Annotated in this window: 23 protein-coding genes; 8 read left to right on the forward strand and 15 right to left on the reverse strand. The window is 30.5% G+C overall.

The features are described from left to right. Nucleotides 1-9: 9 nt before the first annotated feature. The 9 genes from Q0997_RS12720 to Q0997_RS12760 form a co-directional block, all read right to left on the reverse strand. A complete protein-coding gene (locus Q0997_RS12720; protein ID WP_299889444.1) occupies nt 10-945 on the reverse strand; it encodes a threonine/serine dehydratase in 936 nt (311 codons plus the stop codon). Next, entirely contained in the window at nt 946-1725 is a 780-nt protein-coding gene (locus Q0997_RS12725; RefSeq protein WP_299889446.1) for an enoyl-CoA hydratase-related protein, read from the reverse strand. It lies immediately after the preceding gene. Nucleotides 1726-1747: 22 nt separating this feature from the next. After that, nucleotides 1748-2248: a 1,2-phenylacetyl-CoA epoxidase subunit PaaD gene (paaD, locus tag Q0997_RS12730; RefSeq protein WP_299889448.1), complete on the reverse strand. Its 501-nt coding sequence runs from the start codon at nt 2246-2248 to the stop codon at nt 1748-1750. Nucleotides 2249-2357: 109 nt separating this feature from the next. Then, nucleotides 2358-3110, reverse strand: coding sequence for a 1,2-phenylacetyl-CoA epoxidase subunit PaaC (paaC, locus tag Q0997_RS12735; RefSeq protein WP_299889450.1), 753 nt, complete (start codon nt 3108-3110; stop codon nt 2358-2360). 61 nt (nt 3111-3171) lie between these two features. Next, nucleotides 3172-3522: a four helix bundle protein gene (locus Q0997_RS12740; protein WP_299889452.1), complete on the reverse strand. Its 351-nt coding sequence runs from the start codon at nt 3520-3522 to the stop codon at nt 3172-3174. A gap of 27 nt (nt 3523-3549) precedes the next feature. Next, nucleotides 3550-3840: a 1,2-phenylacetyl-CoA epoxidase subunit PaaB gene (paaB, locus tag Q0997_RS12745; protein ID WP_299889454.1), complete on the reverse strand. Its 291-nt coding sequence runs from the start codon at nt 3838-3840 to the stop codon at nt 3550-3552. 84 nt (nt 3841-3924) lie between these two features. Then, complete coding sequence (paaA, locus tag Q0997_RS12750; RefSeq protein ID WP_299889456.1) at nt 3925-4881, reverse strand: 1,2-phenylacetyl-CoA epoxidase subunit PaaA; 957 nt, start codon at nt 4879-4881, stop codon at nt 3925-3927. A 41-nt stretch (nt 4882-4922) separates the two neighbouring features. After that, entirely contained in the window at nt 4923-5990 is a 1068-nt protein-coding gene (locus tag Q0997_RS12755) for a 2Fe-2S iron-sulfur cluster-binding protein (RefSeq protein ID WP_299889458.1), read from the reverse strand. A 59-nt stretch (nt 5991-6049) separates the two neighbouring features. Next, the gene (locus Q0997_RS12760; protein WP_299889460.1) at nt 6050-6619 is read right to left on the reverse strand and encodes a TetR/AcrR family transcriptional regulator; all 570 of its coding nucleotides are present in this window, start codon (nt 6617-6619) and stop codon (nt 6050-6052) included. 125 nt (nt 6620-6744) lie between these two features. Between Q0997_RS12760 and Q0997_RS12765 the strand changes: the two genes are divergently transcribed. Together Q0997_RS12765 and Q0997_RS12770 are read left to right on the forward strand one after the other, a co-directional pair. After that, the gene (locus Q0997_RS12765; protein WP_299889462.1) at nt 6745-8508 is read left to right on the forward strand and encodes an aromatic amino acid hydroxylase; all 1764 of its coding nucleotides are present in this window, start codon (nt 6745-6747) and stop codon (nt 8506-8508) included. Nucleotides 8509-8510: 2 nt separating this feature from the next. Next, nucleotides 8511-8822 (forward strand): rhodanese-like domain-containing protein, encoded by a 312-nt coding sequence (locus Q0997_RS12770; protein WP_299889464.1) that lies wholly within the window; start codon nt 8511-8513, stop codon nt 8820-8822. A 57-nt stretch (nt 8823-8879) separates the two neighbouring features. Here the strand turns inward: Q0997_RS12770 and Q0997_RS12775 are convergent, their stop codons facing one another. From Q0997_RS12775 to Q0997_RS12785, 3 genes are all read right to left on the reverse strand, one after another. Then, nucleotides 8880-11585 (reverse strand): CHAT domain-containing protein, encoded by a 2706-nt coding sequence (locus tag Q0997_RS12775; RefSeq protein ID WP_299889466.1) that lies wholly within the window; start codon nt 11583-11585, stop codon nt 8880-8882. 223 nt (nt 11586-11808) lie between these two features. Next, nucleotides 11809-13068 carry a S8 family serine peptidase gene (locus Q0997_RS12780; RefSeq protein ID WP_299889467.1) on the reverse strand — a complete coding sequence of 420 codons (1260 nt, stop codon included), beginning with the start codon at nt 13066-13068 and terminating at the stop codon, nt 11809-11811. 77 nt (nt 13069-13145) lie between these two features. Continuing rightward, nucleotides 13146-15518: a T9SS type A sorting domain-containing protein gene (locus Q0997_RS12785; RefSeq protein WP_299889469.1), complete on the reverse strand. Its 2373-nt coding sequence runs from the start codon at nt 15516-15518 to the stop codon at nt 13146-13148. A 171-nt stretch (nt 15519-15689) separates the two neighbouring features. On the opposite strand from Q0997_RS12785, the gene Q0997_RS12790 reads away from it, so the two are divergent. Continuing rightward, nucleotides 15690-16244 carry an RNA polymerase subunit sigma gene (locus Q0997_RS12790; protein WP_299889471.1) on the forward strand — a complete coding sequence of 185 codons (555 nt, stop codon included), beginning with the start codon at nt 15690-15692 and terminating at the stop codon, nt 16242-16244. Next, on the forward strand, nt 16241-17050 hold the full coding sequence (locus Q0997_RS12795) for a hypothetical protein (protein WP_299889473.1): 810 nt from the start codon (nt 16241-16243) through the stop codon (nt 17048-17050). The genes Q0997_RS12790 and Q0997_RS12795 overlap by 4 nt, the downstream gene beginning before the upstream one ends. A gap of 6 nt (nt 17051-17056) precedes the next feature. Here Q0997_RS12795 and Q0997_RS12800 read toward each other — a convergent pair whose 3' ends face one another. The 3 genes from Q0997_RS12800 to alaS form a co-directional block, all read right to left on the reverse strand. Beyond that, a complete protein-coding gene (locus Q0997_RS12800) occupies nt 17057-17662 on the reverse strand; it encodes a DUF4230 domain-containing protein (protein WP_299889475.1) in 606 nt (201 codons plus the stop codon). A gap of 270 nt (nt 17663-17932) precedes the next feature. After that, nucleotides 17933-18898, reverse strand: a complete 966-nt coding sequence (locus tag Q0997_RS12805) for a GSCFA domain-containing protein (RefSeq protein WP_299889477.1) — start codon at nt 18896-18898, stop codon at nt 17933-17935. Nucleotides 18899-18931: 33 nt separating this feature from the next. Beyond that, nucleotides 18932-21547, reverse strand: coding sequence for an alanine--tRNA ligase (gene alaS / locus Q0997_RS12810; protein WP_299889479.1), 2616 nt, complete (start codon nt 21545-21547; stop codon nt 18932-18934). 129 nt (nt 21548-21676) lie between these two features. Between alaS and Q0997_RS12815 the strand changes: the two genes are divergently transcribed. Genes Q0997_RS12815 through Q0997_RS12830 form a run of 4 tightly spaced genes read left to right on the forward strand, consistent with a single transcriptional unit; the run spans nt 21677 to nt 24040 of the window. Beyond that, nucleotides 21677-22648, forward strand: coding sequence for a M23 family metallopeptidase (locus Q0997_RS12815; protein WP_299889482.1), 972 nt, complete (start codon nt 21677-21679; stop codon nt 22646-22648). Further along, the gene (locus Q0997_RS12820; protein WP_299889484.1) at nt 22648-22977 is read left to right on the forward strand and encodes a MerR family transcriptional regulator; all 330 of its coding nucleotides are present in this window, start codon (nt 22648-22650) and stop codon (nt 22975-22977) included. The genes Q0997_RS12815 and Q0997_RS12820 overlap by 1 nt, the downstream gene beginning before the upstream one ends. 11 nt (nt 22978-22988) lie before the next feature. Further along, a complete protein-coding gene (locus tag Q0997_RS12825) occupies nt 22989-23579 on the forward strand; it encodes a LemA family protein (protein ID WP_299889485.1) in 591 nt (196 codons plus the stop codon). Nucleotides 23580-23599: 20 nt separating this feature from the next. Then, nucleotides 23600-24040, forward strand: a complete 441-nt coding sequence (locus Q0997_RS12830; protein ID WP_299889487.1) for a TPM domain-containing protein — start codon at nt 23600-23602, stop codon at nt 24038-24040.

Below are 24040 nucleotides of genomic sequence, written 5' to 3' on the forward strand. Positions count from 1 at the left end.
ATTTTTTTATTAAAATGGTAGATTTTTCACATCTACATTACCGCCAGATAAAATGATTCCAACGTTTTTATTTTTAAATTCTTCTTTATTTTTTAATACCGCAGCAAAAGGTACTGCACATGAAGGTTCAATAATAACCTTCATACGCTCCCAGATAAGTTGCATAGCATTTATTATCTCATCTTCTTCAACACGAATAATCTTATCTACATACTTTTGAATAATTGGAAAATTCCTATCACCTAAGTGAGTTCTTAATCCGTCTGCAACAGTATGAAAACTATTATTAGTTTCTATTTTACCAGAAATTAAAGAACGGTAAGCATCATCTGCTTCCATTGGTTCGCCTCCTATGACTTTACATTTATTTGAAAAATAATGCGCAGCTAAAGCTGTTCCTGCAATTAATCCACCACCACCAACTGGTGTTAAAATCACATCTAATTCTGGATGCTCTTCTAGTAATTCTATAGCAACTGTACTATTACCATAAATAACCTCATCTTGATTTGATGGATGCAAAAATGAGGCTCCTTTTTCGTCCTTTATTTTATTAGCTGTTGCCTGCCTGGCTTGAGGTGTAGATTCGCATTCTATAATCTCGCCTTTGTATGTTTTTACAGCATCTTTTTTAACTTGAGGTGCATTTTCAGGCATAACGATATAAGCTTTAGCATCAACTTTTTGCGCAGCTAGTGAAACAGCTTGAGCAAAATTACCTGAAGAATGCGTTACCACTCCACGTTTCTTCTCATCCTCAGAAAGTGATAAAATAGCATTGGCAGCTCCTCTCATTTTAAAAGCTCCCATTTTTTGAAAATTCTCACACTTAAATACAATATCTGCACCTATCATTTCATTTAATAAGTTTGAACTTAACACAGGTGTTTTATGAATAAATGGCTTTATTCTATCATGAGCTTGTATTAGGGTGTTTTTATTCAATTAGTTCCCGTTGAAATTTGGTTTTCTTTTTTCTATAAATGCCGCAACGCCTTCAGCATAATCATTACTTTGCGCTGCTTCTATTTGTAATTTTGACTCTAGAGCTAATTGAGCTTCTAAATCGTTTGTCATAGATTGATTAAATAATTCTTTAATCAGTCCTAATGCTTTCGTAGGCATGTTTGCCATTTTTAAAGCCAATTTATTTATTGTTTCTTCAAATTCTTCTAAAGACACATATTTATATATCATACCTAGTCTTTCTGCCTCTTGAGCTGATATTTTATCTCCTAACATTGCTAAAGCAGATGCTTTTTGAAAACCAATTAATCGCGGTAAAAAGAATGTTCCTGCGCTATCCGGCACTAAACCAATTAAACTAAACGCTTGTATAAAACTCACTTTTTCATGGGCAACTACAACATCACAAGCTAATGCAATGTTTGCTCCTGCTCCTGCAGCCACTCCATTTACAGCTGCAATAACGGGTTTCTTAATAGAACGAATTCTAGTAATTATTGGATTGTAATGCTCTTCTAATATTTTTTTAAATCCTGGATTTAAATCTGGATCTGTGACTTCTTTTAAATCTTGCCCTGCACAAAATGCTTTTCCATTTCCTGTTAAAACTATCGCTCTTACTTCATCATTTGTTTCACAATCATCAAATATATCTTGAAGTTTTAATGCCATTTCGCGATTGAAACTATTAAAAACTTCTGGTCTGTTTAATGTAATACGAGCGACTTTATTTTCTATTTTTAATTCAATTGAATTCATCTATATTATTTCTGTTAAATAATTACTTTAAGCATTTAAAATAATCGAACGGTTCTTGGCAGTCATCACACTGAAATTGTGCTTTACATGCTGTTGAGCCAAATTGACTAACTAATCGGGTGTTTTGGGAACTACAATTTGTACATTTCACCATACGTTTTCCGTTTAACAACACAGCTTTATCTGCTTCAGTATCCAAAGGCGCAGCAATACCATAATCTTCAAGTGCTTTTCTACCTTTAGGTGTAATCCAATCTGTAGTCCAAGCTGGCGCTAATATTAACTCTACTTCTGAATTATATCCATTTTCTTTTAAAGCTTTTTTTATATCATCACCAATAACATCCATTGCTGGGCATCCACTATAAGTTGGTGTAATTTGAACTTTTACAATGTTATTTTGAATAACCGCTGAACGCACAACACCCATTTCCATTATTGATAAGACTGGAATTTCAGGGTCTGAAACTTGTTCCAAAATAGGAAAGAGTTTTTGGTCTATATTTTGTTCGGTTGTTGTCATGTTTTTTGAAACTGAACTTGAAATTGAAACTGAATTTAAAAAGCTTAACCTGTAGTAAACTTTTATCTGTTGTTTCTAACTCCTAGTTTAAATTCGATTTCATTTTTATTTACCAATCCATATTTGGATATGTACGTTGCATAAATTGCAAATCGCTTAATAAATATCCTAAATGTTCTGTATGAATACCTACTTTTCCTCCTTTTTGAAACCATTTAGATTCTGGAACCTCTAAAGTAGATTCATTTAAAATCGTATTTACAACTTCATAATAACCTTCTTTTAATTTGGTAACGTCTACTCCAATACTTTGAGCAACCATTGCTTTATCTGCTTCCGTTTGGTGGAACAATTCATCGGTATACGTCCATAATCCATTAATTGCCTCTTGCATTTTAGCTTTACTAAGCTCAGTACCATCTCCTAAACGCTTAATCCAATCTGAAGAAAAACGTTGATGATAACTTACTTCTTTTATTGACTTTGTTGCAATAGCAGATAAAGTAACATCGTGACTTTTCTGTAACTCTGTTAAAAACATAAAATGGTACACATCAAATAAAAATTGACGTGCAATTATATATGCAAAATCTGTATTAGGCTGTTCTACTAGTAGTACATTAAGATATTCGCGTTCTTTACGTAGCATTGCAATATCGTCCTCTGTTCTATTATCTCCTGCTATTTTTGCTGCATATTGATAATAACTACGTACTTGACCAAATAAATCTAATGAAATATTTGTGCATGCTATATCGGTTTCTAGGCTTGGCCCATGACCAGTTAACGATCCCATTCTTTGACCAAGAATTAAAGAATTGTCTGCAATACCTAGAATGTATTTATATAAGTTGTTTTTCATAAAATGAACTTGAACTTGAACTTGAAATCGAAGTTTAATACTCGTTTCAAATTATTAGTTCTTATTTTATATTTTTTATTCGTGTGACCATTATCCTAATCAATTGGTCATTTTCATCTTTTAAATTTAAAAGATCATCTTCTAAAAACAATTGAGCTTTAGATTGTATGTTCAAATTTCTTTGACTCTCTCTTAATTCCTTTAATGAAATCCTCAATTTGTTTATTTTATCTCTATCCGTTCCTGCTCCTAATGCTTCTCCATAATTTAAAGCTGAAGAGCATGATGAACGTATTAATTGTTTTGCTAAATATTCTCCTGCAAATGACAATACTTTTTTATCATATAATAAAATGATACCTGCTGCAAAGTCTTCTAATCTTTCACTTAAATCAAACTTTTTATCGTTCATTTTCCAAATTCAAGTTCAACTTTGTTCTTACATATGCTTTACTTCGTCTGGCAAGTCGTAAAATGTAGGATGACGATACACTTTATCTTGAGCCGGCTCAAATAATTCCCCATTATTTTCAGGGTTTGACGCTGTAATATCTTTAGATTCTACAACCCAAATACTCACACCTTCATTTCTTCTTGTATATACATCTCTAGCATTTTCTAATGCCATTTCGGCATCTGCTGCATGGAGACTTCCAAAGTGCCTATGTTCTAATCCGTTTTTACTTCTAACGAATACTTCCCAAAGTGGCCAGTTTTTTTTTGTTGACATAATTTATTAATTAAATTGAAGTAGAAATCGAATTTAAAATTAAATCCACTTGGGTTTCAACTTCAAATTTAGTTTCAAGTTCATTTATATAGCTCGTTTTTCTTTTCTTGTTTGTTGTTTTTCTGCATAAGCCATTGCTGCATCTCGAACCCATTCTCCACGCTCCCAAGCACCTACTCTTGCTTTCATTCTTTCTTTATTACAAGGTCCATGACCTTTTACAACTTGCCAAAATTCATCCCAATTAATTTCGCCAAAATCATAACTCTGGCGCTCTTCATTCCACTTTAAATCTGGATCTGGAATAGTTAAACCTATTAACTCTGCTTGTGGCACTGTTTGGTCTATAAATTGCTGACGCAAATCGTCATTAGATTTACGTTTTAATTTCCATTTCATTGATTGCTCTGTATGCACAGACTCTGAATCTGTTGGCCCTAGCATCATTAAACTTGGCCACCACCAACGATTTAAAGCATCTTGTGCCATTTCTTTTTGTTCCGATGTACCTTCAGCTAACTTTATCATTATTTCAAAACCTTGACGCTGGTGAAAACTTTCTTCTTTACACACACGAATCATTGCTCTTGCATATGGTCCATAAGACGTACTACATAATGGCACCTGATTAATAATAGCCGCTCCATCTACTAGCCAACCAATAGCACCCATATCTGCCCAAGTAACCGTTGGATAATTAAAAATACTTGAATATTTAGCTTTACCTGTATGTAATTGCTCATATAACTCGTCTCTAGAAATCCCTAAAGTTTCGGTTGCACTATATAAGTATAATCCATGGCCCGCTTCGTCTTGTACTTTTGCTAATAAAGCGACTTTACGTCTTAATGAAGGTGCTCGTGTTATCCAATTCCCTTCAGGTAACATTCCAACAATTTCAGAATGTGCATGCTGCGACATCTGCCTAATGTGCGTTTTACGATATTTTTCTGGCATCCAATCTTTAGGCTCAATTTTTTCATCACGTGCTATACGTGCTTCGAATTGTGCTTCTAAATTTTTTATCTGTTCTTCACTCATAATTTATAGTATTTAGTGAATAGTAATTCGTTTTTAGTCAATTATACATCAAAATCGACTACTACTTTTTCTGATGTTGGCACTGCTTGACAACTTAACACTAAGTTTCTTGCTACTTCCTTATCATCTAAAGCATAATTTATTTTCATTTCTACAGTTCCTTCTTTAACTTCACATTTACACGTACTACATACTCCTCCTTTACAAGCAAATGGTAAATCGGCTCCAGCTGCCAAAGCGCCATCTAAAATATTATCATATTCATCTTCCATAATAAAATGAAATTCTTTTCCGCCATCAATAATTGTTACATCTGTACCATCAACTTTATGTTCTAAAACTTCTGCAATTTTATTATCATCTGCATCTCCTGAGAAAAACAACTCATAATGTATTTTTTCTTTAGCCAACCCTGCCTTTTCTAATTCATCACGAATTAAGAAAATCATATCTTGCGGACCACAAATAAAACAGCTATTAGTATCTTCTATATCTATAAACGTTTTAGATAAAATTTGAAGTTTTTCACTATTAAATCTCCCATTTAATAATGGAATATCACGCTGCTCTTTTGTTAAAAAATAAAACACTTGAAAACGTCCAAAGAACTGGTTTTTAAGTTGTTCTATTTCCTCCTTAAAGATAATCGATTTTACAGTCCGATTCAAATAAAACAATTTAAATGTACTATTAGGCTCCGCTATTAAATGCGTCTTTATTATAGACAACATTGGTGTAATACCACTTCCTGCTGCAAATGCAATATGATTTCTTGATGCATTAGCTTCTGTTTCTATATAAAAATGTCCTGTTGGCTCTGCTATCTCTATAGTGTCTCCAGCTTTTAATTCTGTGTTTGCATAGGTAGAAAAAACACCTCCAGGAATTTGTTTAATTGCTACTTTCCATTCTTTTTCAAGCGGACTAGAACATAACGAATAGGAACGACGAATATCTTCATTATTAATAAATTTTCTTAATGTTAGATGTTGTCCTTGCTTAAAACTGAATACGTCTTGAAGATTATCTGGAATATTAAAAGTGACTACAGAACAATCTTTAGTCTCTTTATAAATATCTTTAACTTGTATATTATGAAATTCTGCCATTTGTATAATTTAACTAACAATTGTTAGTTTACTGTACAAATATACAAATTTTAAAAGAATTATTTCTGTACACCACTAATTAAAACTTGGCTTAAATTTTCTACTAATTCTTCTTGTTTTAAATCTTCTTTTTTAGGGATCCAAAGATATAGAGAACGCAAGGTAGATAATATAGAAAACAGCATAACTTCAGGATTAACATCAATTATCTCTTTATTTTTTATCCCGTTAATAATTATACATCTAAAATTTTCTTCATAATCATCTCTTAGTTTCAAATAATAATCAAGTCGTTCTTCTAAATGCATCCAGTCGCTATTTAAAGACGACATACCAAAAGTATTAGATGTAGTAATACTTATGTGTAATGAGATGATTTGTTTTAGTTTTTCAATACTATCAATTTGAGACGTTTTTATAACATCCATCCCATTAGTAAACTCCTCTGCTAGAGAAATAATTATAGTTGTTAAAATATCTTGTTTAGAACTAATATGATTATAAAGACTTGACGCTTTAATCCCCATCGATTTAGCAATATCTCTCATGGTTACCGCACTATATCCTTTTTCTTTAAAAAGGGTTGCTGCAGCATTTATAATTTGTTGTTTTCTTGTTTCTATCTTCATACAAGTTACTAATATACAGATTCAATTTAGACTAGGAAAAACATTATTTAAACTTACTAAGAGTTCATTTTATAAATTCATAACTTTGTTTACTAGGTTAATAAAAAAGAGTCTTATCTAAATACATGAATACATCTATAGAAACTAATCCACTAATTGATAGATTACCACCACATTTACAACAGTTTATTAAGCCGCAAAACTATAACGATTACTCTCCAATTAATCAAGCAGTTTGGCGCTATGTAATGCGCAAAAACGTTTCTTATTTAAGTAGAGTAGCACATGAATCTTACGTTAAAGGATTAGACAAAACGGGCATCTCTATTGACGCTATTCCAAGTATGTATGGAATGAATCGTATTTTAAAAGATATTGGATGGGCAGCAGTTGCTGTTGATGGCTTTATTCCTCCAAATGCCTTTATGGAATTTCAAGCTTATAAAGTTTTAGTTATTGCCAGTGATATTCGTCAATTAGAAAACATGGAGTATACACCTGCTCCAGATATTATTCATGAAGCAGCTGGCCATGCTCCAATTATAGCAAATCCAGATTATGCAGAATATTTAAGACGTTTTGGAGAAATTGGAGCTAAAGCAATATTATCATCTCATGATAATGACATGTACGAAGCTGTTAGAAGTTTATCTATTTTAAAAGAGGCATCTAACTCTAAAAAAGAAGAGATACAAACTGCCGAAGATTTAGTAAATACCCTTCAAAACAAAAAAGTGCCACTTTCTGAAATGGCAAAAATTAGAAATTTACATTGGTGGACTGTTGAATATGGAATGATTGGCACAGTTGAAAACCCAAAAATATATGGTGCGGGATTATTATCTTCAATTGGAGAGAGTAAGTGGTGTATGACTGAAGAAGTTGAAAAAATACGCTACAGTATAGACGCCGCCGAGCAAGAATTTGACATCACAAAACCTCAACCCCAATTATATGTCACTCCCGATTTCTCATATTTAATGCAAGTTTTAGATGAGTTTTCTAATACCATGGCATTAAGAAAAGGTGGTTTTAGAGGGTTACAAAAATTAATTGATTCGAAAAAAATTGGAACTATAGAGTTAAATACTGGCTTACAAATTTCTGGAACTTTCACCGAAATGATTACTGACGAAGACAACAATGTCGTTTTTTTTAAAACTGAAGGACCAACAGCATTAGCCAATAGAGAAAAAGAACTTATTGGTCATGGTACTAAAGCTAACCCTAATGGTATTAGCTCACCTATTGGAAAACTAAAAGGCATTAATTTAGCTATTGAAGATATGGGACCACGCGATTTAAAAGCTTATAATTTTTATGATGGCAAACGTATTGCTTTTGAATATGAAAGTGGAATAAATATAGAAGGTTTAAACATAACTGGTATAAGAAACATTTATGGCAAACTAATCCTTATTGAATTTGAAGACTGCACGGTAACATACAAAGATCGAGTGCTATTTTCTCCTGAACAAGGTATATTTCAATTAGCTGTTGGCTCTAATATTACATCTGCTTTTGCTGGTGCTGCAGACTATAGATCTTTCAATAATTTGTATCATGTATCGTCTACAGAAACTATTAAACTAGAAAAAAGTAAAGGTCAAATAGAATTAGATCACCTTTATAGCCAAACCAGAAAACTGAGAGAAACTAAAAAAACTAATCCTAAAAAAGTAGCTCAACTTTTTGAATTAGTAAAAAATAATCATCCTAAAGATTGGCTACTATCTTTAGAACTTTATGAATTATCTTGTATTTTTAATGCAAACGAATTAAAAACATCTATTCTAAATCATTTAGAAAACATTAAATATGATAATAAAAAAATAGCACATTTAATTAATGATGGATTAGCTTTAACAGAAGAACATATTTTAGCATAACCATGGGACTTTTAGACATTTTTTTTGGCAATAAAACAGAGAGGATTAAAGATTTTGAATCAAGAGACGCCATTATTCTAGATGTAAGATCAAAAACCGAATATGATTCTGGAGCTATTCCAGGCTCAAAACATATTCCATTACAACAATTAACTCAAAAAATTGATACCGTAAAAAAACTCAACAAACCAATTATTACATGCTGTGCAAGTGGTGTTCGTTCTGCTAGCGCTGCAAGCATACTTAAAAGCAACAATATAGAAGCTATTAATGGCGGTGGCTGGTATAAATTAAGTAAAAAACTAAATCTTTAAACCTATAACTTAATTATTTAATAGCCTTTATAACACTAAAAACAACTCATTATAATATTAAGCAGAATTCTTTCTTACCTTTATATACTTATAAAGTAAAAATATAGGAACCAACAAAAAGAACATTCTATAAATCTTTTTATCCTTTTTAAAAATTGCCTTATCATTACCCGTTAACGTAATTGCACTCCAATAATAAGGTGATACTTCACTTGTATATTTATATTTGTTTATATAGCCTAATTTTGCATTGTTTAATGCTTCGCTTTTTAATTGTCCTTCATTTAAATTTTTATAAAATTGATAAATTATTTCGTTATTAGATTTTTGATCTATATCCCAAAGCGAAGCTAAAACACTTTGGGCTCCTGAATTAACAAACCCACGAGCAAGACTCATAACGCCTTCTCCTTTTTTTAATTCTCCTCGAGATGTTTTACAGGCACTAAGAACGACTAAATCCGTATATTGATTAGTAAAATACATTTCGTCTAACTCTAATTTATCATCATAAAATGCTAACCAAGGTTTTCCTTTTTCTGAACCCATACCATGAGTAGACACATGTATTACTTTATGATCTCCATAAGATTCTTTAAATTTTTGCTTTGTAGCTTTTTCATTTATTAACGCTTCCGTATATAGTTCTTTTTCTAACGATCTTACTTCATTTTTACTTATTATTAATGGCAACAAGCCTAGCTCTTTTTTAAAATATGTTGGACTCATTATCAAATAATCATTAGCATATTTTCTTTTTATTTTACTAGAGCTTATTAAAGATGAAAATGAATAGGCATAACTTATTGTATTAAAGTTAAGCATAAACAATTCATTAATAGGCTGATTATTATTTTTCACTATTAAAGGCTCAAAAGGAATGTTTTGCAATATTCCATCTTGAATAATTAGCAATTGTTTATTTTCTATAATACTTGGATCATTCTCATCGAAAGGAAATAACTGCTTATATAATTCAAGAGCATTTTTTTTAAAATATTCTTGATCATCAAGGTTTAAAAATGGCTTTTTTAAACACTCTTGAAACCGCGCAATTCTACTCTTTAAAAGATTTGATTCTTCTATTTTATATACACTTATCTTCTTCTTAGAGATTAAAGAAACGTAGGATTGTTTTTCATCTATTTTATATTGTAATACTAATTGTTTTTCATTTAAATGCTTTTGAGTCATTTTGGCATCATAAATCTGAATTCCTTTTTTAAGATTATGATATTTTGGAAAGACTAACTCTAAAGAATCAATAAATTTATTATAGTGGTTTTTTTTAGAAAAAAAAGTGTTTTCCAAACGCTTCTTCTCTTTAACATCAACTTTAGAAACTTGTATTATTTTTTGTCTACAACTATTTATTTCTTCTAATAATTTAGTTTCCTTTTCAACAATATCTCCAGGCAATCCTGCTAGTGTTTTAGCATTTATATTGGTAACATTTTCAAGAAGTAATAGTGCTTTACTTTTTTCTGTAAAATAAAATACTCTTTCGGGTAAATCTAATAAGTAAGAGACCTCTATTGCTTTTTGATATAAATCTGCGCCTTTTTCTCTCCAAAAGAGCTTTGATATATCTGCTCTACTTTCAAAGTAAATCAAGTCAACAACTTTATCTGCCAATGCTATAGTTTTAAGAGCTTTTTTTAAATCTTCACTATTAAATTCTGTTTTATAAAGTTGAACCCAAGCATTCGCTTTATCTTTTAAATAATCTAATATGTCTATTTTTTTTGTTGACAATTCTATTTCCTTATAATTAGGCAAAGACTTATAATCTTCATTTGTACCATAAGTAATTAAGCAAATTGATTTATGATAAAGTTGCAATGCTTTTTTGTATTCTTTTTTTATGAGTTGAATATCTCCTATATTATCGTAAACTTTCGCTCTTTGAATAGATATACCTTTTGAATATTTTAATGCCGCTTTAAAAGAATTAGCAGCTTTATCTATATTATTCGTTTTTTTATATACTACTCCAACATTATTCAACCCTTTTGAAATAGATAAAGAATCCTCAAGTTCAAAACTTAATTCCAATGCCTCGTTATAGCTTTTCAAACTTAAATCATACTCCTTAAGTGTGTCGTAAAAATGACCAATATTAAGCTTTAATCCTATTACTTGCTCCTTGGGTATAGAATATCTTTCTGCTAATACTTTTATCTTATTGTTATTATCAAAAAAAGCATTTTTATATTTTTCATCACTTAATATTGCGTAGATAGCCGAGATATTCTTATAAATACTTAATAGCTTCTTATAATTGCCATTGTTTTTATAAATCGCTTCACTTATGGCATAGCTATTTAATGCATTTTTAAAGTCGCCTTTAGCTTCATAAATTCTAGCTTTTAACCAATTTACTTTAGCTCTTCTCTCTTCAGTTTTACTACAAAACCCTAACAAGCTATCACAAGTTTTTAGAGCATCTAAATAATTCCCATTTTCATATTGAAATTTTGCATAATTATTAAAACTAGCTTTAAAAAAGGAAGGATATTCTTTATAATATTTTTTTCTTATAACTGAAGCATTTTTTGCATAAAGAATTGCCTTTTCTATATCTATTTTTTTTAAAAATAAATATTTAGATAAATCATGATATATGAATGAAAGTTCTATATCGTCATCTGCTACCTGATTTATTATCTCTTCTATAGCTCTAACTTTTTGAAGCTTAGTTAGTGAATTTAATTTTAATATTGAATCACATTTTGCAGAGCTAATTCCCTGAGCATAAATCAAACTATTAAAAAATATTAACAATAAAAAAAATATGCTTTTATACATTGTTCAATTGATTTTAATACTACTTCATAGAATTTTAAAACAGATTAAGTATTCTATTTAAATTTAATTAAAATCTAATTACAAATTATATATTTTTTATAATTTAAAACAGAGAGCATATAACACACTCTCTGTTTACAGCTTAACAAAGTTACCTAAACCTAAATTAAACTAATATTTAATCCAACAACGCAGATCTATATTTTATAGTTTCTAATCCTGAAGCAAATACTACACTATTATTTATAACAATATTTTTTAATGTAATTGGATGCATATTATTAGTATATAACTCTGCACTTTTATACGTTGCAAATGCACTTGAAAAAGAAGTCCCTTGTGCAGTTAAATTTTGCCCATTTATAACAAATGAATAATTTTCGCTTGGCGCTGCAACATCTACGCTGTTTACACCATAATTAGAATACCAAGCTAAAAGATTTGCATTATTTTGGCTTTCTATATTTTCTTCTAAAATATCCTTAAGACCAGCAACGGCAAGTATATTTTCATGATCATAAGATGAAGGATAATGTGGCAAAAAATCATTGTTATTTTCTTCATTACCTGCAGACGTAACTATTAATGTCTTATCAATAGAATCACCTAAAAACCTATCAAACAACTCTTGATATGAATAAATACCAAAGCTCATATTTATGATATCTACATCTGGCTTGCTCAAAATATATTTTAGTCCACATAAAATCGTAAACACATCGGTCTTACCTTCTTCATCAAAAACTTTAACTATTAAAAGTTGATGAGGTATATTTTTTTCCTTTAAATTATCATTTATTATTCTTGCCATGTATGTCCCATGATTATTATCATCATAAGGATCATTATCCCCATTAACAAAGTCCCATCCAAAAAAATCTTGAGAACCCATAGTTTCACATTGCTCATTCTTTCTATTATTATATAAAAATGGCTCAGTGAATCCACCTTCAATGTAATTAACTCCAGTATCTAAAATAGCAATTGTTACATTTTCATTTTGATCAACTTGCAAACTTAAAGCCTGGTTTAAATTACCATTTAAAAAATCTGCTCCAAAAATATTGTTCTGAACTTGTATTTGATCGTTATCACCTAAGCCGTCTAAATCTGGATCGTCACTAGCCGTATTTTTTTTCTCCTCTATTACTGTTTGCTCTAAACTTTGAGCAAAATTCCACAATTCTAATTCCTCATCGAAGCAAGAACATTGCTTATATGTTTCTACACCATACTCACTTCTTATTATTGTTTTCTCTTCATCTGTTGTCCCCACATTATATCTTATAATAAATCCTTTATTCTCTTTTAGACTTCCTTTATTTTGAATCTCTTTTTTATTAGTCTCTTTTACCTCAATATCTGATAAAGAATCCTGACTGCAACAGACCATTAATAATGACATGAAACACATCATTATGTTATTTAGTTTTTTCATAATATTTAATTTTAGGTTTAGGATTTTAAAAAAGTAGTTTCAATTAGGTTTAGCCTAATTGAAACTACTTATACTTTTTATTCTATCATAACTTTTTTAGTTATTGTTTTATCTCCACTAGTAAAAGTGAAGAAATACAGTCCCTTTTGTAGTGATGATTTTAAATTTAGGTTTAAATTTAACTCCCCATTAGTTATTTTACTGTTTTCTATGGTTTTAACCAATGTACCATCAAATCTGTGAATACTTAAAGTCACTTCTTGACGCCCATCCATTTCTACTTTCACATCCATAACACCATTATTAGGATTAGGATAAATAGACACTTTTTCTTTAACGTCTTTAATATCTCCATCGCCACCATAACATGCTTGGGATGACACAGGAGACATTTCACCATTCTTGCACACAGCAGTTACTTGCCATACAAAACATCTGTCAGCTAGGTTTGCTGGTAAAGTATAGCTATTGGTATATATTGGAGATATTGGTGCAATCGACACACCAAACTTACATCCGCAATCAATTTGTGGAACATTACCAGCTGGCGAAGAGATAGTATAATATAAAGCACCAGGAACAGGATTCCAAGATAACGTACTTCCACTTACTTGCAAATTTGTTGGCGCAGTTGTTTCACAATCCTCCTTAACCTGAGGAGTGTAACATGCTTGTGAAGATATTGGTGATTGTGATTCATCTTCACAAATTGCAGTAACCTGCCACACAAAACATTTATCACTTAATGAAGCTGGTAAAGTGTAGCTATTTGTGCTAACTGTTACTGGAGCTATAGACACACCATTATTACCTCTACATCCGCAGTCTATCTGAGGTACATTACCTCCTGGCGAAGTAATTATATAACCAACAGCTCCAGGAACAGGATCCCAAGTTAAAGTATTACCTACTACCTGTAAATTTGTTGGCGCAGTTACTTCACACTCAGTTTCACACTCATATATAAACTCATAAGTATAAACACATTCATGTCCTTCAGGATCTAATATTGTTACAGTTACTGTATATAATACATCTGTATAAACAAAGAATCCAGACATATTAATAGGTACTCCACCTGGATTCCCTGCCCAAGATAAGACTACTGATTGAAAACTAGTTATTGGCGCTCCATTTAATAACACATTAGTATAAACAACAGGCACATCTGCATCACATGGATCGCAATCTTCTCCATTTCCTGATACTTCATTATAAAAAGCTATCGCTTTTTCTATATCTGATTGACTAACTACATCATATTGACTTTCAGAATATTCTCTTAGATTATTCACGTCTTGAGGACATTCTACAAACTCTACAGATACTTCATCTGTACAGCATTCTTTTAAATATGTTAACGTATACACACATCCATTAGGATAAGTTATCGTAACTTCATATTCTTGTCCAGCTTGCACTCCAAACAAGGCATCTGATGTGCCTACCACATTACCATTTAAGGTCCATGAAAAAGTATATCCATCTAATAATAATAATGGATTTCCTGCATCTAAAACACGAATTGGCCACTCATCTAATTCACACACATTATAACTATCGCAAAAATCCCAATATGGTTCTATATATGGTTCATCATTACAACAATCTTGCTCTATATTAATTGTAATATTCTCGTTGTAAGGATCTCCACACGAATCTGTACCAGTTATATTAGCAATAAAGGACGTTAAAGTCGAACCATTTGGCAAACAAAACAGCCCATTTAAATTTGTAAATACCGGACTAGATGTATTATATACTGCATTTTGAATATTGGTAGCATTAATATTTATACAATTTGTATCACAAGGAATAGTATATGTTAAACTATCTGTAACATCCGTACCATCTACAGTAATTACTGTTGGTTGAGCAACACAAGGCTGACAAATAGTTAAATTAGATATACGAACCTCAATTTGTGGATTTGGCGCAGATGGGTTACTAGGATAAAACCAAATGTTATTAAAGTTTTGACTTGCTGTAAAATTAAAAGTATATGTTTGACTATTATTCCCATTAGCCCATATATTTTGCCCCATTATTGCTTGATTAGGATTTGGGGTTGGAGGAATTGTATTATTTACATTGGTTCCTGTATTACCAATAACAGCATTTTGAGTTAAAACAACATTCATTGAAGAATTAGCATTGGGTATTTGTCCAGTATTAGTTGCTGCCGCTAAGTTAAATGAAACACAATATTGTTGACCTTGAACAAAATTGAAACCAGAATAATTTACTCCTTCACCAGTTATACCTTGCGCAAAATTTGAGAAGTAAGACCACAACCATACAGATCCATTACTCCATGAAGGTGTTCCATGTGAATCGCTCCACTGTTGCCCATTTGCTACTTGAACATTTTGACAATCACCTTGATTACATTGCGCATGAACTGTTACATAGCTTAACATAATCAAGAAAAATAATAATACTTTTTTCATAATTAAAGGGTTTAAATTGATTAATTAAATTCCTACTCTATTTTATAAATAGGCTTTTCGGATACCGCCTTTTTTTTGAATTAATTCACAATTAAGAGGAGAATTAGCTTTTTTGTTACCCAGTTTTTTTGAACTATCTTAGATTTAAATTAAACACAGATTAAAATCTATATGAAAAATGATGATTTTGTTCGTCAGTTTTTAGAAGGAAATACAGAGCTCTTAAATAACATATACAAGAACTCTTTTAAATATGTTTCACATTATATTACTAGTAGAGATGGCTCTATAAAAGATGCAGAAGATATTTTTCACAATGCCTTACTACTTATTTACGTTAAATTAAAAGAAGATTCAATTAACATTCAGTCGTTTGATAATTACCTATTTACAGTATGCAAAAATCTTTGGAAAAGAGAAAACACAAAATATAGGGTAACAAAAACTAACATAATCCCTCTAGTTAATGAAGAACTCGACAAAGCTGCATTTTATTTAGAACATAGTCAATGGGAATTGTATAAAGAAAAGTTCGAATTACTTTCAAAACAATGTAAAGATATATTGAATATGGTTTTTGAAAAAAAACCATATACTGAAATTGTTTCTAAGTATTCTTATGCTTCTCAAACTGTAGCTAGACAACGTGTTTTTAAATGTAAATCTAGGCTTGCCAAGCTAATAAAAGAAGATCTTAGGTTTTCTAAACTCAAGTTAGACAAATGAATTTAGACGATAACATATCTAAAAGAATCAGAGCTTATCTCGATAATGAAATGAGCAGTATTGAACGATTGAATTTTGAAAAAGAACTATCAAACAATCAAGAATTAATGGACACTGTATCTATATTAAAAAAAATGGATACTGTTTATAGTGATACAGATTGGGATTTATACAGTGGTAATTTATCAGATTTAAAAGAAACTAGTAATTTATTTAAAGGAGAAGACATTACTGCTTTCTCTAACCAAGTTAAAACTGCAGAATCTAACTACTATCAACCGGATAGAAAAAAGTTTAAGAGTTTTATTAAATATGCTTCTTCTATTGCTGCTGCTGTTTTAATTCTTTTTTCAGGATATTACTTTCTTAATAAAGCACCTACTTCTCTCGATTTATATAATGACTATTATAACCTAAAAGACCTACCTTCTTTTACAACAAAAAGTAATACTGAAAATAGTTTATCTAAAGCAGAGAATTTATTCAAAACGAAACATTACAAAGAAGCTTTAGAAATGTTTATAGCAATAGAAAGCAAAAATAAAAACACATATAACCCCAATTTAAATTTGTACATTGCTATTTGTTATTTAGAGCTTAATCATTATGATTTAGCTCTTAAAAAACTAGATGTATTATTACAAAGTAATACTCTAGATTTTCATAAAGCTTATTGGTTTAAAAGTCTAACTTACTTAAAAGAAGGTAATAAAAGTCAAGCTAGAGAAGTTTTACAATTACTTGTAAAAGATGAGAAGCATTTTAACTACAAAAATGCTAAAGAGTTATTAAAAAAACTAAACTAGAAATAGCTATAATTTAATATCATCAAAATTAGAAATAGCTTGAGATTGATATTCTAAAGTCCAACCTAAAGAATTTGTTAGTATATAAAATTTAGACAATTCACTAATTAATCTGTTTTTTGCATTAGATTTTAATTGTGATGCTTCAATTTTAGCCATTAATGATTTGTTTACTGTTTCTTTTATAGCGTTATAGTCTTTAGCTTCAAAAGGATTTAAAAAATCTGCCTGAATATCATAATATTCAAAATCTGGGTTTATTTTTATTTCTTCTTTAGGAATACTAAAAATTGTTAACACTCTTTTCTCTTCATCTATTTTATATTCAATCTTACTTAAATCATAGGCAATAGTTACATCTGCATTAACAACGACTAACGCTTTTTTTTCAGCAGAAAAATAATCTGAAAAAATAGCTTTCGAGTTTTTATAGTTAAACACTTCGCTAAAATGCCCTTCTGTAACTACAAGTTTCCCTACATTTTTTAATGACTCTTGAATTAAAACAGAACTTTCTTTAAGTACTATTTCATCTTTCCTCTTGTCTCCACAATATTTATATGCAAACAAAATGACTAAAGTTATAATAACTCCAAATAGAATTTTTCTCATAATTCTAAGGTAAATAAAAACTAGATATTATTAATAAGTATAATAAAAAAAACATCAATCACCATAAAGCAGAATATCTTTATCGGTAACTGATGTTTAACAAATAGTATTGATTAATAGCATTATAAATATAGACATGAAATTCTATACTGCTATATATATTCGATTAAATTATTATTATATTAGACTAAGTGAAAATTCAATTTTTTCATTTCACAAATTGGTAACCTTTTGAAAATCTTTCACTTAAGTCTAGTGACTTAGTAGAGATTAAAATATAATTTGAGGGTACAGAGATTGAATTACTTCTTTTTTTTGGTTTAACTTTTCGATAAATTTAAGATGAGCATGAGAACTCTTGTTTTTTGGAATATGTTTCAACCCTTTTTGAATTGTGTCTATATGATCCATTGTTTTATAAATCTCTTGTTTTACCCAAGTTTGTTTAAATTTTTCCCATATGTATTGAATTGCTATTTCACTAGGATGTAACATATCATTTTTATAAAAACGGTAATCTCTTAATTCATCTAACATAATTTCATACGAAGGAAAATATGTTAATCCTTTCTTTTTGATTAATGATTGTTGCTTTAACAACAAATGAATTGCAGCTATTAAATGTGATTTACTTAGAGTGTTCTCTATAAAACCATCTTTTATATGTCGAACTGGTGATACTGTAAAAGTTATAGATACTTTTTTATTTACAGATTGAATTAACTCAATACTCTTTTGCAAACTTTTTACTATTTCATCAATAGAAAGTAATGTTTTATTGAATTTTTTTTGTGGTACTTTATGACAATTGGCAACAATAACATTGTTCTCAACTAAACTGTACACCCATGCTGTTCCCAAAGTAATTACTACGTGCGAAACATCTTTAAGATAATTATTTACAGCCTCTAAATTAGCATTAAGCTCTTGAAGCAAATTTTCTTTTGAGATATTACTTAACTTTGAATGTGCATCATAACAATGCCATTGCTCATTATAAAAAAAAACATCCTGTTCTAAATATTCTTTTTTAAAAACAGCACGCTCTATTACAACCTCTACTGCTTTAGGATGAAATAAAATTCCAAAAGGATTTGAAAAACGCTGAAATTTAAAATAATCTAATTTATCACCTATATTTTCTGAAAAACAAGACCCAAAAAGCAAGAGTTTTGAGTTATAATCTATTAAATTATCCTCTTGCTTCTTTAGTTTTATTTCTGTTTGTAATTTCATATCAGACGTAACATCAAGTATAAAAACACTTATTTACTCTATATACTTTTTGGCTTCATTTAATGCTTGATCAATACCTGCAGGATTTTTACCACCAGCAGTAGCGTAAAATGGCTGTCCGCCGCCGCCGCCATGAATTAGTTTACCTAACTCTCTTACTACTGTTCCAGCATTTAACCCTTTATCAGCCACTAATTCTTTAGATATGTAACACGTTAACATTGCTTTTTCACCAACTGCGGTTCCAAATAAAAGAAATAGGTTTTTGTGTTTACTACCAAGTTCGAATGCAACATCTTTTATTCCTCCAGCATCTAAATCTACTTTTTGTGCTAAAAACTGAACGCCATTAATCTCGGTTAAATTATTGGCCAATTCTCCCTTCATGTTTTTAGCTTTGTCTTTTAACAAACTTTCTATTTGCTTCTTTAAAGCTACATTTTCATCCTTTAAAGACACCAATGCTTTTACTGGTTCTTTTGCATTATTCAATAAGTCTTTCATTTCAAAATATGCGCGGTTATTTTCAAAATAAAAATCTTTTACTGCATCATTTGTAATGGCTTCTATACGACGAATACCTGCTGCTACTGCACCTTCAGATGTAATTTTAAAATGCCATATATCTGCAGTGTTTTTAACATGAGTTCCACCACAAAGCTCTATGGATTGACCAAAACGAATGGTTCTTACGGCATCTCCATATTTCTCTCCAAATAGAGCCATAGCTCCATCTTCTATTGCTTGCCCCATTGGAACATTTCTATTTTCTTCTAAAGATAATTTGCCTTCAATTCTTGCATTTACAAAATTTTCAACATCACGTAATTGCTCTACAGTAACTTTAGAAAAATGTGAAAAATCGAAACGCAAATATTTTGAATGCACTGCACTACCTTTTTGTTCTACATGTGTTCCTAAAACTTCTCGTAACGCTTGGTGTAATAAATGTGTTGCTGTATGATTACATTCAGTTCTATAACGTTGTTTTTCATCTACTACAGCTTTTAAAGTTTCATTTAAATGCTTTGGTAAATTTTTAGCAAAGTGAATAATAACATTATTCTCTTTTTTAGTATCTAAAATATAAACAACATCTCCATTAGGGACTTCTAAATAGCCTTTATCTCCTACTTGTCCACCACCTTCAGCATAAAAAGGTGTCATGTTAAATACTAGCTGGAACATTTCACCATCTTTCTTAGAGGTAACTTTTCTATAACGTGTTAATTTCACATCTGCTTCAAGTGAATCATAACCAATAAATTCTTGTTCTTGATCTTCAACTAAAACAGTCCAGTCGTCAGACTTAAGCGCTGATGATTCTCGACCTCGACCTCTCTGCTTTTCAAGTTCTGTTTTAAATTCAGCTTCGTTATATACATATCCTCTTTCCCTTAAGATTAAGCCTGTTAAATCTTCAGGAAACCCATAAGTATCTTTTAATTCAAAAACTTTTACACCAGAAACTTCTTTACTTTTAGTAGTTTCTATAATCCTATCAAGTAATAATAAACCTTGGTCTAAAGTTCTTAAAAAAGAGGTTTCTTCTTCTTTGATTACATTTTCTATTAATTGCTTTTGTGTTTTTAATTCAGGAAACGCTTTTCCCATTTTCTTAGCCAACACATCAACTAATCTATAGATAAAAGGCTCTTTTTTATCTAAAAAAGTAAATCCATAACGTACAGCACGGCGTAAAATTCTTCGTATTACATAACCAGCTGCATTATTACTTGGTAATTGCCCATCTGCGATAGAAAATGCTACAGCACGAACATGATCACTTATTACTCGAATAGCAACATCTATTTTTTCATTTTTACCATAATCCTTATCTGTTATAGTTTCTATCTCGCGAATAATTGGTGTAAAAACATCAGTATCATAATTAGACTTTACATCTTGTAATACCATACATAAACGTTCAAAACCCATTCCTGTATCAATATGCTTATTAGGTAAATTTTCTAATGAGCCGTCTGCCTTACGATTATATTGCATAAATACAAGGTTCCATATTTCTACCACATGTGGATGATCCATGTTCACCAAATCTTTACCAGGTACTTTTGCTTTCTCATCAGCAGAGCGTATATCTACATGTATTTCACTACATGGTCCACAAGGTCCTTGTGCTCCCATTTCCCAAAAATTATCTTTCTTATTCCCCATAAGAATACGATCTTCAGGAATAATATCTTTCCAGATATCGTATGCTTCTTGATCCATTTCAAGATTATCTTTATCATCACTTCCTTCAAAAACAGTAACATAAAGTATATCTGGATCTATACCGTAAACATCAACTAATAACTCCCAAGCCCAAGCAATCGCTTCCTTTTTAAAATAATCTCCAAAAGACCAATTACCCAACATTTCAAACAAAGTATGATGATAAGTATCATAACCAACTTCCTCTAAATCATTATGTTTTCCAGAGACACGTAAACATTTTTGAGAATCTGTTAACCTTGTGTTTTTAGGCGCTCCATTTCCTAAAAAATATTCTTTAAAAGGTGCCATTCCAGAATTAACAAACATTAATGTAGGATCATCTTTTAAAACCATTGGCGCAGAAGGCACAATTGAGTGTTTTTTACTTTCGAAAAAAGTTAAAAATTTAGAGCGAATATCTTGAGATTTCATATAACTATGTTAATCTTGTTTTGGTCTGCATAGGGCTTAACAAAACAATTTATATATTTGTTTTACGTTTTTATTAATGCAGTATGTTTTTATACTGTATTTAACTGCAAAAATAGTATAAATTAGATAATGAGTAAGGTAAAATATTATTATGATTCAGATACGCTGTCGTATCGCAAAATAACACGAAAAAAACGTCGTACTTTTAAGTACGCTATGGCCTTTTTATTTTCTGCTGCTTTATTTGGCATCCTTACTTTCTTTCTTGCTAGCCAGTTTTTAGAATCTCCAAAGGAAAAAGCTTTAAAACGCGAGTTAACGAACATGCAATTTCAATTCGATTTACTTAATAAGAAAATGAATGAAGCTGAAACTGTTCTTGCCAATGTAGAAGAAAGAGATAATAATATATATCGTTTATATTTTGAATCTAACCCTATACCTGAAGAACAAAGAAAAGCTGGCTTTGGAGGTATTAATCGCTATAAGGTTTTTGAAGGTTTTGATAATTCAAAATTAATCAAGGAAAGTAATAAACGTATAGATATACTTCAAAAACGTATCGTGGTACAATCTAAATCTCTAGATGAAATAAAAATTTTAGCTGAAGAAAAAGAAAAATTTCTAGCTACAATTCCAGCTATTCAACCCGTTAACAATGAAGATTTAACTAGAATGGCTTCTGGTTTTGGAATGCGTACAGATCCATTTACTAAAGCTAGAAAAAAACATTGGGGTATGGACTTTACTGCTCCAAGAGGCACACCAATTTATGCTGCAGGTGATGGTATTGTTACACGAGCAGACAGTAACTCTTCTGGTTATGGAAACCATATTCGTATTGATCATGGTTATGGATACCAATCGTTATATGCCCATTTATATAAATATAATGTTGGTAAAAATCAAAAAGTAAAACGTGGAGACTTAATAGGTTTTGTTGGTAGTACAGGGCGCTCTGAAGCACCACATTTACACTATGAAATTTTTAAAGATGGAGAGCGCATAAACCCTATAAACTTCTATTATGGTAGTTTAACAGCTGAAGAATATAGTAAACTCTTAGAGCACGCTTCTCTAGAAAACCAATCTTTAGATTAATGCAAATTGAACTTCCAGAAAAACGTTATTATGCTATTGGCGAAGTTGCAAAAGCCTTTGGTGTAAATACATCATTAATACGTTTTTGGGAAAAAGAATTTGATGTATTAAAACCAAAAAAGAATGCTAAAGGTAATCGTAAATTTACACCAGAAGACATAAAAAACCTTAAATTTATATACCATTTAGTTAAAGAACGTGGCTTTACATTAGAAGGCGCAAAGACACATTTAAAAGAAGAAAAAAAGAAAAGTCTCACTAATTTTGAAATTATTAGTAAATTAGAAGGTGTTAAATCACAACTTATCAAACTAAAAAACCAACTTTAAACTATATCATTATGAAAAAATGGATTGTACCAATAGTACTACTTGTACTAGTTGCTTTATGGGCAATGAATGTAAACAACTCTGCTGTAAGCTTAAAAGAAAGCGCGACTAAATCATGGGGAGATGTAGAAAGTAGCTATCAAAGACGAAGCGATCTTATAGGAAACCTAGTAAAAACAGTAAAAGGTGCTGCCGATTTTGAAAAAAGCACATTAGAAGCTGTAATAAATGCTAGAGCTAAAGCAACCTCTGTAAATATTGACCCAACAAATATTACCCCAGAACAATTAGAGCAATTCAATCAAGCTCAAAGCGGTATGAGCAGTGCTTTATCTCGTTTATTAGTAACTGTAGAAAGATATCCTGAGCTAAAAGCCAACCAAAATTTCTTAGAGTTACAATCTCAATTAGAAGGTACAGAGAACCGTATTAATGTAGCTAGAGACCGCTTTAATGAAAAAGTAGAACCATATAATAAAATGGTAAAAACATTTCCTAACAAATTTATAACTGGTCTATTAGGTTTTGATCCTATGGCTTACTTTAAATCTGAAAAAGGTGCGGAAAAAGCTCCAGATGTAGAGTTTGATTTTAGCAATTAAAATTGATTGAATCCTAACTTATGCAAAATACTGTTGAAGCTTTTTTAACTACTATAGAAGAACAGGAGATTGTCGCAGCTATTAGAGAAGCTGAACAAGAAACTTCTGGTGAGATTAGAGTACATATTGAAACAACTTCTAATGGCGACATAGATACGCGCTCATTAGAAGTTTTCTCTATTTTAAAAATGCAAAATACTGAATTGCATAACGCTGTTTTAATATACGTGGCTGTTAAAGATCATGCATTTGCTATTTATGGAGACAAAGGTATAAATGATGTCGTTTCTAAAACTTTTTGGGATGACACTAAAAATGTTATTCAAGAACATTTTAAAAATGGAAACTTTAAACAAGGTTTAGTTGATGGTATTTTATTAGCTGGACAACAGCTAAAAGCATATTTTCCATATACTACTCATGACTATAATGAATTGGATGATAGCATTTCAAAAGGTTAA

Source organism: uncultured Lacinutrix sp., from assembly GCF_947500325.1.
GTDB lineage: Bacteria > Bacteroidota > Bacteroidia > Flavobacteriales > Flavobacteriaceae > Lacinutrix.

Bases quoted from the DNA above. Each gene is read 5' to 3' on its own strand.
- Q0997_RS12725 (WP_299889446.1), bottom strand. From the start codon at position 1,725: ATGAATTCAATTGAATTAAAAATAGAAAATAAAGTCGCTCGTATTACA.
- paaD (WP_299889448.1), bottom strand. From the start codon at position 2,248: ATGACAACAACCGAACAAAATATAGACCAAAAACTCTTTCCTATTTTG.
- paaC (WP_299889450.1), bottom strand. From the start codon at position 3,110: ATGAAAAACAACTTATATAAATACATTCTAGGTATTGCAGACAATTCT.
- Q0997_RS12740 (WP_299889452.1), bottom strand. From the start codon at position 3,522: ATGAACGATAAAAAGTTTGATTTAAGTGAAAGATTAGAAGACTTTGCA.
- paaB (WP_299889454.1), bottom strand. From the start codon at position 3,840: ATGTCAACAAAAAAAAACTGGCCACTTTGGGAAGTATTCGTTAGAAGT.
- paaA (WP_299889456.1), bottom strand. From the start codon at position 4,881: ATGAGTGAAGAACAGATAAAAAATTTAGAAGCACAATTCGAAGCACGT.
- Q0997_RS12755 (WP_299889458.1), bottom strand. From the start codon at position 5,990: ATGGCAGAATTTCATAATATACAAGTTAAAGATATTTATAAAGAGACT.
- Q0997_RS12760 (WP_299889460.1), bottom strand. From the start codon at position 6,619: ATGAAGATAGAAACAAGAAAACAACAAATTATAAATGCTGCAGCAACC.
- Q0997_RS12765 (WP_299889462.1), top strand. From the start codon at position 6,745: ATGAATACATCTATAGAAACTAATCCACTAATTGATAGATTACCACCA.
- Q0997_RS12770 (WP_299889464.1), top strand. From the start codon at position 8,511: ATGGGACTTTTAGACATTTTTTTTGGCAATAAAACAGAGAGGATTAAA.
- Q0997_RS12780 (WP_299889467.1), bottom strand. From the start codon at position 13,068: ATGAAAAAACTAAATAACATAATGATGTGTTTCATGTCATTATTAATG.
- Q0997_RS12785 (WP_299889469.1), bottom strand. From the start codon at position 15,518: ATGAAAAAAGTATTATTATTTTTCTTGATTATGTTAAGCTATGTAACA.
- Q0997_RS12790 (WP_299889471.1), top strand. From the start codon at position 15,690: ATGAAAAATGATGATTTTGTTCGTCAGTTTTTAGAAGGAAATACAGAG.
- Q0997_RS12795 (WP_299889473.1), top strand. From the start codon at position 16,241: ATGAATTTAGACGATAACATATCTAAAAGAATCAGAGCTTATCTCGAT.
- Q0997_RS12800 (WP_299889475.1), bottom strand. From the start codon at position 17,662: ATGAGAAAAATTCTATTTGGAGTTATTATAACTTTAGTCATTTTGTTT.
- Q0997_RS12805 (WP_299889477.1), bottom strand. From the start codon at position 18,898: ATGAAATTACAAACAGAAATAAAACTAAAGAAGCAAGAGGATAATTTA.
- alaS (WP_299889479.1), bottom strand. From the start codon at position 21,547: ATGAAATCTCAAGATATTCGCTCTAAATTTTTAACTTTTTTCGAAAGT.
- Q0997_RS12815 (WP_299889482.1), top strand. From the start codon at position 21,677: ATGAGTAAGGTAAAATATTATTATGATTCAGATACGCTGTCGTATCGC.
- Q0997_RS12820 (WP_299889484.1), top strand. From the start codon at position 22,648: ATGCAAATTGAACTTCCAGAAAAACGTTATTATGCTATTGGCGAAGTT.
- Q0997_RS12825 (WP_299889485.1), top strand. From the start codon at position 22,989: ATGAAAAAATGGATTGTACCAATAGTACTACTTGTACTAGTTGCTTTA.
- Q0997_RS12830 (WP_299889487.1), top strand. From the start codon at position 23,600: ATGCAAAATACTGTTGAAGCTTTTTTAACTACTATAGAAGAACAGGAG.